The following is a 13,114-nucleotide window of genomic DNA, read 5'->3' on the forward strand; positions in this document are numbered from 1 at the left end:
TTATATGAAGCCATCACCATTCACACATATCCTGATAAAAATATTTGCCAACGGTTTTTACCGTGCGCATGCAGGCCTCTTTTTATTTTTTGGATTGGTAATGGTTGGCGCTGTGCCGCCAGATAAATTATGGATGTATGAGAAAACCCTGATGTTAGCATTTATAACCGGGCCGGTTATGATGTTAGTGGTTTTTGCACTTTGGGCTGTTTATACCATAAAAACAATTCACTACACATCAGGGCAGGTTTTGGCGGTTAACCAGCAGTTTCTGTTTTATAGCAGTAACTCAATAAGCAAAATACCGCAGTTTAAAAGCTGGTTTTTTATGCAGGTAGTTGTTTTGCTGCCACTTATTAGTTACGGACTTATAGCTATTTGCGTGGGTTTATATAATCAATATTATTTAGCCTCGGTTACCATATTGCTTTACCTGTTATTGTTAACAGCAGGCAGCGCCTGGTTATATGTAAGGTTAGTAAACAAATTAATAGATGGCAGTAAACAATCAATACTGTTAAAGTTAAGCGGCAAATGGCACAAGCCCCTTTTTAGCTTGTTTGTTTATAATGTGTTTGATAAAATGAAGGTGACTTATATAATTACCAAAGCATTATCATGGCTGATAGTTACCGGTGTGTTTTATTTATTTGCCGATGTACAATACGATGTGCGGGTGGCGGGCATAGCCATGCTTGCTATCATAATGGCGCATGCTAATCTCATTTACCAGGAACATATTTTTGAGGAAACTTACCTAAGTTTTAGCCGCAATTTGCCTTATAGTTACGCAAGTCGCTTTTTAAATTATTTGAAAACCTATTTTACATTACTGGTACCCGAGGTTATCTGGATGTTTATCCGCTTTAGTCCGCCGATAGCTTTTGAGTTGTTGTTATTCGGATTAAGCACTTGTATGCTGCTGCATTGCCTTATCTATTGGCTGGGCGTTAATATGGATAAGTATATACAATGGCTGCTGGGTTTATTTGTGGTTGTATTTTGGGTGATATTATTTAAGCTGACATGGTTACTGATACCATTTAATTTAGGTGTTGCCTATTTAATATTCCGTAAAAGGTATGATAGGCCTCACCTAAATCCTCTCCAAAGGAGAGGACTTTAAAAGCATGATGGATAAACCCTACCTCCCCTTCCCCAGGGAAGGAATCGCACAGGCCAGTGCTTTTAAAAGCCTCGCCTAAACTATACAAATCAAAAAGCAGGCAAGGGCCTGTCAGAAAAGCGGGCCTGGGTGTATGGCCTGCAGCGGGGAAGGTTTTTGTGACTTGATCTTTGGTTAATTCCATCTAAGGGAAAGTAACTAAGCCCCCGCGGCTATGAGCGGGACAGTTATATTATTTACCTCTAAATACCTTCAAACGCATAGAACCCTACCTCCACCTTCCCAAAGGAAGGAATCACACGGGCAGTGCTTTGAAAAAGTGTTTAGGCAAGGGACAAGTTGAGGCATTCTAAACCAAATAATGCTGAATAATATCCTCCGGGATCTTGGCACCTCTTCCGGTAGCCATATCAATCATTACATAATCAAACCAGCCATCGCAGCATACTTTTTTAGTAGCTTTATTAGTTATGGTGAATGCAACGCGGCAGCCTTTTTCATCAATTGATTCTATGCCTGTTTTAACAATGAAATAATCGGCCATGGTCAGTGCACGTTTATAATCTACATGTGCGGTACGTACTACCCAGCCAAAGCCGCGCTCCATAAATTTCTCCATCGGCATTCCATAGCAGCGTTCCATCTGGTCGTAACGGGCGGCAAGCACATAGTCAAAGTATTTACTGTTATGCACATGGTGAAACATATCAATATCATCGGGCCTTACACGAAACTCGGTTTCAAAAGTAGCGTAGATGGGATTTTCCATTCAGCAAAAATGGCAATAAACATCTGCTAAAAAAGGCTGAATGTTAAAAAAAGATAAAATTGTGCCCATGTTTAGCCGGGTTATTTATATTTACCTCAACTTATCATAACCCTTAATGAAACACCTGAAACCAATATTATTAATCGTATTCCTGCTAAGCTTCGGTTCGCTTTCGGCCCAGGTTAAGTTTAATGGCGGTATGGAACTTTTAAGTGCCGATAAAAAACAAGCTGTCGGCTGGTTAACCTATTTCCAAAAAGAGCAGTTGTCGGCCTACCCGGTTAAGGTGGATAGTGTTGTAAAACAAGAAGGCAAGTATTCATTATCTATTCAAAAAGTAAACGACGACAGTAATTTTGGCGTGATAGATTTTGTTATCCCTAAAACATTTAAAGGCGATAGGGTAGAACTTAGGGGATACCTTAAAACCGAAAATGTTGCCAACGGTTATGCCGGGCTTTGGTTGCGGATAGATGGCACCCCAGCATTTGATAACATGCAGAGCCGGGGTGTTACCGGCAATACAGACTGGAAAGAATATTCCATCGAGCTGCCTTATGATTCGGCAAAGGCTATCAACATACATGCCGGGGCATTATTATCAGGAGATGGTAAGCTTTGGGCCGATAATTTCAGGCTGTATATAAACGGTAAGCCAATAGAGCAAGTCACCGTTAAAGAAATAGTATTAACTAAGGCCGAAAAGGATACATCATTCAGTTTAGCATCAAAAATTGATACTGTTTTATTGGGTAAACAGCAGCTTATCAATCTCACTGCATTGGGCCAGGTTTGGGGCTTTTTAAAATATCATCACCCTGCCGTAGCAAGCGGAAATATTAATTGGGATGCAGAACTTTTCAGGATTATGCCATTGGTAATTAAAACTACTGATAATGTATCCCTGAGTAACGTAATTGAAAAATGGGTTGATGGTTTAGGTGTACCTCCGGTATGTAAGGATTGTGAGGCAATAGGAAAAGACGTTGTTATAAAGCTTAAACCCAATTATGGTATACTGTTTACCAATACAGTGCTGTCGCCCTCGCTCACAAAAAAACTCACTTACATTTTAAATAACCGCAACAATAGGGCAGGTTATTATATTACGATGATGCCAAACGGCAATCCATCTTTTATACACGAAAATACCTACAGCAAATTTACTTATCCCGATGCAGGCTATCGTTTATTATGCCTGTACAGGTACTGGAATATGATCAACTATTTTTACCCGTACAGGTATTTGATAGGAGAGGATTGGAATAATGTTTTGGTTAACAGTATCCCCAAATTTGTATTAGCAGCCAACGGGCAGGATTATGCTTTAAATACGCTGGCCTTAATTGGCAGCATCCACGATACACATGCCAATATTTATAGCTATAATAAAGCATTATCAAACTACAAGGGTAAATATGGTGCGCCTTTCCAGGCCAACTTTGTTGAAGACAGATTAGTAGTTACAGGTTATTATGATACCACAGCTACTTTAGAGGCTTTGGTTAAACCGGGCGATATTATTGATCGCATTAACGGGCAGGCAGTAAGCAGCCTTATCAAAAAATACCTGCCTTACACCCCGGCATCAAACTATGCCACCCAGTTAAGGGATATGCCTAAAGCGTATTTATTAAGGACAAACGAACCTGATTTTATACTGGATATTATACGTGATGGCAAGCACCAGTTAGTTACGGTTAAAGGCCAGCCTTTTTCTAAAATTGATTATGGCATAGATCGTGATCCAGCCCCAAAAGCACCTGGGTTTTATTTGATAAATAAGGATATTGGTTACTTATACCCGGGTAAATACCACAATAAAGATCTGGAGGCAATAAAAACAATGTTCAACAGTACAAAGGGTATTATTATTGATATGCGCTGTTATCCATCGGAGTTTATGCCTTTTACATTTGGTCCTTATATAAAAACCAATAGCGCGCCATTTGTGAAATTTTCAAAGGGCACTTATCATTTCCCAGGATTTTTTACCATAACGCCTGCTATTAATGTTATTCCCGGCGATGAATATAAAGGCAAGATTGTAGTTATAGTAAATGAACATTCGCAAAGCCAGGCAGAGTATACCACAATGGCTTTTCAAAGTTCGCCAAATGTTAAAGTAATTGGCAGTACAACAGCAGGAGCCGATGGGGATGTATCACCAATTTTATTACCCGGCGGAATATCAACCATGATTTCGGGCCTTGGTGTTTATTATCCTGAAGGTGATGAAACACAGCGTAAAGGTGTTAAAATTGATATAACCATAAAGCCAACCATAGCCGGAATAAAAGCCGGCCGTGACGAGTTGCTTGAAAAGGCAAAGGCAACGATTTTAGATAAGTAAATGGTGACAATATTTAAGGGATAATGCACGCCGAATTAAGTATAAATGGCTCACTTTATCCATTAAGCTATTAACTAAAACAAAGTGTTGTTAATTACCTAAAATACCGTTACCTTTGCGCTCAATTAATCAAATTATTTACGCTTTAATATTATTCAAGTGATATATTTAAGTTCAGAAGCAAAGGCAGAGATCTTTGCAAAACATGGTAAAAGCGCTGCCGATACAGGTACAGCCGAAGGTCAGGTGGCATTATTCACTTACCGTATTGCACATTTAACAGGACATTTGAAAAAGAACAAACATGATTTTTCAACCCAGTTATCACTGCAAAAATTAGTAGGTAAACGCCGTGCATTGCTTGCTTACCTATTTAAAAAGGACATTGAAAGATATCGTGCTATCATCAAGGCTTTACAGCTAAGGGATATCATCAAATAACTTTTCTTATTTTTTTTCAAAAAGCCGTCCGATTTATCTGGATGGCTTTTTTACTTTTCAAACAACATACACACACATAAAAAACCGATGCGCTCCGAAAGATGAAAAGCGCATCAAAACAAAAAAAAGATGAGTTTAAACGTAATCAAAAAGGTTATTGATTTAGGTGATGGCCGCACCATTGAGATCGAAACCGGAAAACTGGCCAAACAAGCCGATGGCTCTGTAGTAATTAAAATGGGTGATACCATGTTATTAGCTACCGTAGTATCATCGCATGATGCAAAAGAAGGTGTTGATTTTTTACCACTTTCTGTTGACTATCAGGAAAAATATGCTGCCACTGGTCGTATACCGGGTGGTTTTTTACGCCGCGAGGCACGTTTATCAGACTATGAGGTTTTAATCTCGCGTTTGGTTGACCGTGCTTTACGCCCAATGTTCCCTGAAGATTATCACGCTGATACACAAGTGATGATCTCTTTGATCTCTGCAGATAAAGATATTATGCCTGATTGTCTTGCTGGTTTAGCAGCATCAGCAGCATTATCAGTTTCTGATATTCCTTTTAACGGTCCTATCTCTGAAGTACGTGTTGCTAAGGTTGATGGTCAGTTAATTATCAACCCAACGTTAAGCCAGTTAGCTAACGCTACTTTAGAGTTTATTGTAGCCGGTTCTGAGCACGACATCAACATGGTTGAAGGTGAATCAAAAGAAATTCAGGAAGCTGAACTTGTTGAAGCTATTAAATTTGCACACACTGCTATTAAATTACAGTGTTTAGCTCAAAAAGAATTAACTGAAGAAGTTGGTAAAACCGTTAAACGCGTTTACAGCCACGAACACAGTAACGAAGATTTAAAGAAAGCTATCTACGCAGCTACTTATGATCAGGTTTATGCTATCGCATCATCTGCATCAGGTAAAGATGAGCGTACAGCTAAATTTAAAGAAGTACGTGATACTTACATCGCTACTTTAGGCGAGATTGATGACATCACTAAGTTTCTTGCTAAAAAATACTATCATGATGTGGAGTACGATGCTATCCGTAACCTTGTATTAGATGAAGGTAAACGTTTAGACGGCCGTACAACTACACAAATACGCCCAATATGGAGTGAAGTTGGTTATTTACCATCTGCTCACGGTTCGGCAGTATTTACACGTGGCGAAACGCAATCATTAACCACCGTTACTTTAGGTGCTAAGGATGATGAGCAAATGATTGATGGTGCATTCATCAATGGTTACCAGAAATTCCTTTTACACTATAATTTCCCTGGTTTCTCAACTGGCGAGGTTCGTCCTAACAGGGGAGCTGGTCGTCGCGAAATTGGTCACGGTAACCTGGCAATGCGTTCTTTAAAGCAAGTATTGCCTGCTGAGGATGCAAACCCTTATACTATCCGTATCGTTTCTGATATTTTAGAATCAAACGGATCATCATCAATGGCTACGGTTTGTGCCGGTACATTGGCGTTGATGGATGCTGGTATCAAAATCAAATCGCCGGTATCAGGTATCGCGATGGGTTTGATCACCAACGAAATGGGAACCAAGTATGCTATCCTGTCTGATATTTTAGGTGATGAAGATCACTTAGGTGATATGGACTTTAAAGTAACCGGTACTCAAAATGGTATTGTTGCTGTGCAAATGGACCTTAAGATAAACGGTTTATCATACGAAGTTTTAACCAATGCGTTAAACCAGGCTAAAGATGGTCGTTTACATATCTTGGGCGAAATGGCTAAAATACTTGAGCAACCTCGCGAAGATTACAAACCACATGCTCCTCGTATCATTACCATCCGTATTGATAAAGAATTTATCGGTGCCGTAATTGGTCCCGGTGGAAAGATCATCCAGGAAATGCAGCGTGAAACCGGTGCTACTATCTCAATAGAAGAAGTGGGCAACCAGGGCGTTGTTCAGATATTTGCCGATAACAAAGAAGCTATTGATAAAGCAGTATCACGTATAAAAGCAATTGCTTCAAAACCTGAAGTAGGCGAAATATACGAAGGTAAAGTAAAATCAATTATGCCATTTGGTGCATTTGTTGAAATTATGCCGGGTAAAGACGGTTTACTGCACATATCAGAAATTGATCACCGCAGAATTGAAACAATGGACGGTATATTTGAAATTGGCGACGAAGTACGTGTTAAACTACTTGACGTTGATAAGCAAGGTAAATTAAAGCTATCAAGAAAAGCTTTATTGCCGCGTCCGGAAAGTGCAAAATAAGTAATATAGATTATTATTTAAACAGTAAAACCCTCTAAATGAGGGTTTTACTGTTTTTGTTTATTTTTTTTAAATTATTTAAAACAAATTCTGTTTTTTTGACTTTCATTTTTATTAAAGTTAGCTGATGAACCCTTTAGTCCGATCCCTTTATAATAATGGCGTCTACCAATAACGATCCTTTAGATTTTATTAATAATAGTGCTGCGGGGGTTCAGTCTGGTTCACCAACAGACCTTGTCCAGCTATTATTATATGAAATTATAAGGGTTAAAGAATTAATTACCTATTACGATTCTATCCCCAACGGTGGAGGGCAACTCGGATCATCCATCCTTAATGAGCTTGTTACCGAAGCTTATAACTCTTTGGTTAACTACGATACTGTTTTAATGCAGAAATATTATGATCTGCTGCTTAACTGTGATTGATCTTCCGGTCTGAAATATCCTGCCCCGCTTCCTTTTTAAAATCTTCATCCATTGTTCACTCACGAACAGCTGTTGCATCAAAAGCGAACGCTTTAATTGACTGTTTAATACATAATTAATTGATTTATAGTTAATTAAGAATATGGCATTGTGTTGGATTGTTACTGATAATATTATAAGTTTATATTACAATCTGCCTTATGTTTAAAAACTACTTTAAAATAGCATTCCGGAATCTTTGGAGAAACAAAGGATTTTCGGCCATCAATATATTCGGACTTGCCATAGGTTTAGCGGTATGCCTGCTGATCACACTATTTGTTATTGACGAATTAAGTTACGATAAGTATAACCGGAATGCCGACCGCATATACCGCGTTAACGCTGATTTTAAGGTAAACGGAAGCGTGTTTAATACGCGCTTAACGCCCGCAGCCATGGCTGCCACCATGATGAAGGATTACCCGCAGATTGAGCAGGCCACCAGCTTAAGGGATGAGGGCAAAGCTTTAGTAAAAAGCGGTGATAAAACCATATTTGAGCCAAACTGTATGTTTGCCGATGCTAATCTGTTTAATGTTTTTACCTTACAGATGATTGCCGGTGATACTAAAACAGCGTTGGTGCAGCCACATTCGTTAGTGGTATCTGAATATATCGCTAAGAAATATTTTAACTCACTTGATGTTATTGGCAAAACATTAAGGCTTAATAATACCGACGATTATAAAATAACAGGGGTTATAAAAAATATGCCGGTACTATCGCACCTGCATTTTAACCTGATAATGGCCATGTCTGGTAATCCGGATAGCCACAACACCAATTGGATAAACGTTAATTACTTAACTTATGTATTGGCCCGCAAAGGAACAACCCAGCAGGATGTTGACGGTTATTTAAAAGATGCCACAAAGAAATATGCCGAACCATTACTGCAAAACTTTATTCATACCTCCATCGCTGATCTGGATAATAAAGGCGATCATTTTAGATATGTAACCATCCCGTTAACAAAAATACACTTATACTCTACCTTAACAGACGAGCAGGAGCCCTCAGGTAATATCCAGTACGTTTATATGTTTATTATTATTGCTGTATTTATACTGCTTATTGCCTGTGTAAATTTCATGAACCTGTCTACAGCACGTTCGGCGGGTCGGTCAAAAGAGGTTGGGATCCGTAAGGTTTTAGGCTCAAACCGGGGTACACTTATATACCAGTTTTTAATAGAATCAACCCTTACCAGTTTTATAGCATTAATTATAGCGCTTTTTGTTGCGGCATTGCTGTTGCCGTATTTTAACCAGTTATCGGGCAAACAAATAACGCTCAATCTGTTGTCTAATGTTTTAGTGCTGCCTTGTTTATTGATGGTCACTTTATTAATAGGCTTAATGGCGGGTCTATATCCTGCTTTCTTTATGTCGGCATTTCAACCTATTGCCGTATTAAAAGGTAAACTGGCATCGGGCTTTAAAGGCAGCTGGCTGCGCAACAGCCTGGTAGTATTTCAGTTTGCCACGGTAATCATACTCATAGTAGGCACTTTGGTGATCTATAGTCAGCTAAGTTATATCCGCAATAAAGATCTTGGTTATAAACGGGAGCAGGTTTTGGTTTTACAAAATACCTATTCGTTGTTTTTACATGCCAAGTCGTTTAAGCAGGATGTATTGAAATTAGCTGGGGTAAAATCAGGTACCGTAACGCCTTATCTCCCTACTTCACGAAACGGTAATACCGAAGTTTATGGTAAAGATGCAACCATGAGCCCCGGGCAATCAACAGCTTTAGCAACCTGGTATATTGATGAAGACTATATTTCAACCCTGGGGATGAAAATGATGGCCGGCAGGAATTTTACTAAAGGAACACTAACAGATTCAACAGCGATTATCATTAACGAAACTGCAGCAAGGATGTTAGGTTTTAACAACGAGCCGCTAAATAAAAAAATATTCAGAAGCGGAGGCGTACCCATGAATGTTATTGGTGTGGTAAAGGATTTTAACGCAGGTTCATTACGCACTAAAATTGAACCCCTTATTTTTAGGTTGGGTACAGACCGAGGCGGCATGGCTTTCAGGATAGAAACAAAAAATATCACGGCGCTTATAGCACAGATTCAAAACCTATATCACTCGGCTGATGCTAATATGGCAGGGCAGCCCTTTACTTATTCGTTTTTAGATGATGATTTTAATCACCTCTATCAGTCAGAACAAAGTACCGGGAGGATCTTTGTATCCTTTGCATTTTTTGCCATACTGATTGCCTGCCTTGGTTTATTCGGCTTGGTTACCTATGCTGCCGAGCAACGCACCAAAGAGATCGGGATCCGGAAGGTACTGGGTGCAAGTGTAAGCAGTATTGTAGGTATGTTATCAAACGATTTTTTAAAGTTGGTAGCCATAGCAGCTGTTATTGCCTGCCCTTTAGCTTATTGGGGCATGACCCGCTGGCTACAGGATTTTGCCTACCGCACCACCATTGGCTGGTGGATATTTGCCGTAGCCGGATTATTGGCTGTGGTAATAACCATTGCAACGGTTAGCTTCAGAGCTATTAAGGCAGCATTGATGAATCCCGTAACCAGCTTAAGGGCGGAGTAATCCCTGATGTTTTTGATAGTTCAGATAAAAGCAAAGTGCTGATATGTTAAACATACCAGCACTTTGCTTTATAAGTCTTTCTAAACTCATTTTTGCCATCTGAGTTTACACACTCTTCCTTCTTTCGCACTAAAAAGTACTATATTTGAGGCCATGAAGCACCTTGTAGCGCCATCAATTTTAGCTGCCGATTTTGCCAATTTACAGCGCGATATTGAAATGATAAACAACAGCCAGGCTGATTGGATCCATGTTGATATAATGGATGGTGTTTTTGTGCCGAATATATCATTTGGTTTTCCGGTTACCAGTGCGGTTAAAAAACATGCACTTAAGCCACTGGATGTACACCTGATGATTGTTGAGCCCGATCGTTATTTAAAGAATTTTAAAGATGCAGGTGCATCAGGTATTACAGTGCATTATGAGGTTTGCCCCAATTTACACCGTACCGTTCAATATATTAAAGAATTAGGTTGCCGTGCAGGTGTGGCCTTAAATCCGCATACCCCCGTAGCTGCATTGGACGATATTATAGGCGATCTTGATATGGTGCTAATTATGTCTGTTAACCCGGGCTTTGGCGGCCAGCGGTTTATTGAAAATACTTACAAAAAACTAAGGGACATTAAAGAACTAAGCAGCCGTAAAAACCCAAACCTTTTTATTGAGGTTGATGGCGGGGTTGATGCGCACAATATCAATGCTTTAATTGAAGCAGGGGCCAATGTTTTTGTAGCAGGCAGCTCTGTTTTCTCATCTCCTGATCCAACTGCAGCTATTGCAGGATTAAAGGATCCAAAACCTTTTCCACGATCGTGATACAACCCTGCTAATAAATGCCCTGAATTTTTTGAATATTTAAAATTCTATACAGCATTTGTATGTTAATTGTATCATTTTTCAAAAAAAGCAAATAATGTCTATAAACTTTGTCAAATTAATTAACTTCGGCCCATCTAAATACGAAGTTGTTAATTAGCTTATATTTAACAAAACCAATTATTAAATCAAATGAAACACAATTTTGGCGCCGGACCAGGCATTTTACCACATGAAGTTTTAAAACAGGCAGCATCAGCAGTTGTTGATTTTAACGGGATCGGTTTATCCATTCTTGAAATTTCGCATCGCTCTGCTGAGTTTGAAGGCGTTTTGGAAGAAGCGGTGAAACTGGTAAAGGAGTTATTCAGCGTGCCGGAAGGGTACTCTGTATTGTTTTTACAAGGCGGCGCCAGCACCCAGTTTGCTTTAGCTCCTTATAATTTACTGCCCGATGGTGGTAAAGCTGCTTACCTTGAAACAGGTGTATGGGCAAACAAAGCATTAAAAGAAGCAAAGTTTTTTGGTGAAGTACAGGTTGTAGCCTCATCAAAAGATAAAAACTTTAACTACATACCTAAGGATTTTGAAATACCTGCCGATGCAGCTTATTTCCACATGACCTCAAACAATACCATTTACGGTACACAGTCACAAAGCTTCCCTAAATCACCTGTACCGTTGGTTTGTGATATGTCGTCAGATATATTCAGCCGCAAAATAAACGTTGCTGATTTTGGTTTGATCTATGCTGGTGCACAGAAAAATATGGGTCCTGCAGGTGTTACCTTAGTAATCATAAAGGATGATATATTAGGCAAAACAGGGCGTAAAATTCCTGCAATGTTTAACTATCAAACACAGATTGAAGGTGGTTCAATGTATAACACGCCTCCGGTTTTTGCTATATATGTTTCAATGCTTACCCTTAACTGGTTAAAATCAAAAGGCGGTGTTGAAGCTATCGAAAAAGAAAATATAGCCAAATCACGTGTATTGTACGAAGAGATTGACCGCAACCCTTTATTTAAAGGTGTTTGTGAAATTGAAGACCGCTCGCACATGAATGTTTGCTTTGTGATGGAAAATCCTGAGCACGAAAAACCATTCCTTAAACTTTGCGACGATAAAGGCATTATCGGCATAAAAGGCCATAGAAGTGTTGGTGGTTTCAGAGCTTCAATCTATAACGCATTGCCTATTACCAGTGTTTATGTGCTGATAGATGCCATGCAAGAGTTTACAGAAAAGAATAAATAATTTATAGTCATTAGCCGCTGGTCATTTTAAATAATGTTAATGCCAAATGACTAATGACCAATATTCAAAATATGATAAAGATATTAGCTAATGACGGTATTGATCCGGTAGGTAAAAAACTTTTAGAAGACGCCGGTTTTTTTATTGATACCAATAACATACCACAGGATGAACTTCCAACAAGGTTACAGGAATACGATGGTATAACTGTGCGTAGTGCTACAAAAGTACGCAAGGCATTAATTGATGCCTGCCCAAATCTCAAACTGATTGGCAGGGGCGGCGTAGGCGTTGATAATATCGATGTTGATTATGCTAAAGAAAAAGGAATAGGCGTTTATAATACACCTGCATCCTCATCGTTATCTGTTGCCGAACTTGTATTTGGTCATTTATTTACCGGTGTTCGCTTTTTGCAGGATAGTAACCGTAAAATGCCAGTTGAAGGTGCTACCAAGTTTAACGATCTTAAAAAGGCTTACGCTAAAGGGATTGAGTTAGGTGGCAAAACAATAGGTATTTTAGGCTTTGGCCGTATCGGCCGCGAAGTAGCTAAAATTGCTATTGGTGTTGGTATGGATGTTTTAGCTTATGATCTTTTCCCTTTTAACCCCGAAGTTGAACTTACTTTAGGCGGTGGTACCAAGGTTAAAGTAACCGTTAATACAGCAACTAAAGAAGAGATTATTGCAAATGCTGATTTTATTACCCTGCACACACCATTTGTTGACAAAGCATTAATTGGCGCAGAAGAATTAGCTCAAGTTAAAAAAGGTGTAGGCTTGGTTAACTGCTCACGTGGTGGTTTAATTGATGAACTGGCTTTGATAGCCGCTTTAGATAGTGGTAAAGTATCATTTGCAGCATTAGATGTTTATGATAACGAACCTACACCGCGCGAAGAGATATTAAAACACCCTAAAATTTCATTAACACCGCACATAGGTGCAGCTACCAATGAAGCACAGGAACGTATAGGTGTTGAATTGGCTAACCTGATTATCGGTCACTTCAAAAAATAATAGCGCAAAAATACGC

The 13,114-nt window shown here is 39.2% G+C and carries 10 protein-coding genes; 9 read left to right on the forward strand and 1 reads right to left on the reverse strand.

The features are described 5' to 3' along the window. Positions 1-4 precede the first annotated feature (4 nt). Positions 5-1,126: a hypothetical protein gene (locus tag ACQY4U_RS19260; protein WP_428331085.1), complete on the forward strand. Its 1,122-nt coding sequence runs from the start codon at positions 5-7 to the stop codon at positions 1,124-1,126. Between the two features lie 349 nt (positions 1,127-1,475). Here ACQY4U_RS19260 and ACQY4U_RS19265 read toward each other — a convergent pair whose 3' ends face one another. Next, entirely contained in the window at positions 1,476-1,895 is a 420-nt protein-coding gene (locus ACQY4U_RS19265) for an acyl-CoA thioesterase (RefSeq protein ID WP_428331086.1), read from the reverse strand. 115 nt (positions 1,896-2,010) lie between these two features. Here ACQY4U_RS19265 and ACQY4U_RS19270 point away from each other — a divergent pair, with 115 nt between their 5' ends. The 8 genes from ACQY4U_RS19270 (at position 2,011) to ACQY4U_RS19305 (ending at position 13,098) form a co-directional block, all read left to right on the forward strand. Beyond that, entirely contained in the window at positions 2,011-4,248 is a 2,238-nt protein-coding gene (locus ACQY4U_RS19270) for a S41 family peptidase (RefSeq protein WP_428331087.1), read from the forward strand. Between the two features lie 162 nt (positions 4,249-4,410). Beyond that, the gene (gene rpsO / locus ACQY4U_RS19275; protein ID WP_073400969.1) at positions 4,411-4,689 is read left to right on the forward strand and encodes a 30S ribosomal protein S15; all 279 of its coding nucleotides are present in this window, start codon (positions 4,411-4,413) and stop codon (positions 4,687-4,689) included. Positions 4,690-4,818: 129 nt separating this feature from the next. After that, positions 4,819-6,945 carry a polyribonucleotide nucleotidyltransferase gene (gene pnp / locus ACQY4U_RS19280; RefSeq protein WP_428331088.1) on the forward strand — a complete coding sequence of 709 codons (2,127 nt, stop codon included), beginning with the start codon at positions 4,819-4,821 and terminating at the stop codon, positions 6,943-6,945. Positions 6,946-7,103: 158 nt separating this feature from the next. Beyond that, complete coding sequence (locus ACQY4U_RS19285; RefSeq protein WP_428331089.1) at positions 7,104-7,376, forward strand: hypothetical protein; 273 nt, start codon at positions 7,104-7,106, stop codon at positions 7,374-7,376. A 200-nt stretch (positions 7,377-7,576) separates the two neighbouring features. Next, on the forward strand, positions 7,577-9,994 hold the full coding sequence (locus tag ACQY4U_RS19290) for an ABC transporter permease (protein WP_428331090.1): 2,418 nt from the start codon (positions 7,577-7,579) through the stop codon (positions 9,992-9,994). 153 nt (positions 9,995-10,147) lie between these two features. Next, positions 10,148-10,816, forward strand: coding sequence for a ribulose-phosphate 3-epimerase (gene rpe, locus ACQY4U_RS19295; protein ID WP_428331091.1), 669 nt, complete (start codon positions 10,148-10,150; stop codon positions 10,814-10,816). 192 nt (positions 10,817-11,008) lie between these two features. Beyond that, positions 11,009-12,076 carry a 3-phosphoserine/phosphohydroxythreonine transaminase gene (serC, locus tag ACQY4U_RS19300; RefSeq protein ID WP_428331092.1) on the forward strand — a complete coding sequence of 356 codons (1,068 nt, stop codon included), beginning with the start codon at positions 11,009-11,011 and terminating at the stop codon, positions 12,074-12,076. Between the two features lie 71 nt (positions 12,077-12,147). Continuing rightward, a complete protein-coding gene (locus ACQY4U_RS19305) occupies positions 12,148-13,098 on the forward strand; it encodes a D-2-hydroxyacid dehydrogenase (protein ID WP_428331093.1) in 951 nt (316 codons plus the stop codon). Positions 13,099-13,114: the final 16 nt, after the last annotated feature.

The organism is Mucilaginibacter sp., assembly GCF_965277465.1.
Classification (GTDB): domain Bacteria; phylum Bacteroidota; class Bacteroidia; order Sphingobacteriales; family Sphingobacteriaceae; genus Mucilaginibacter.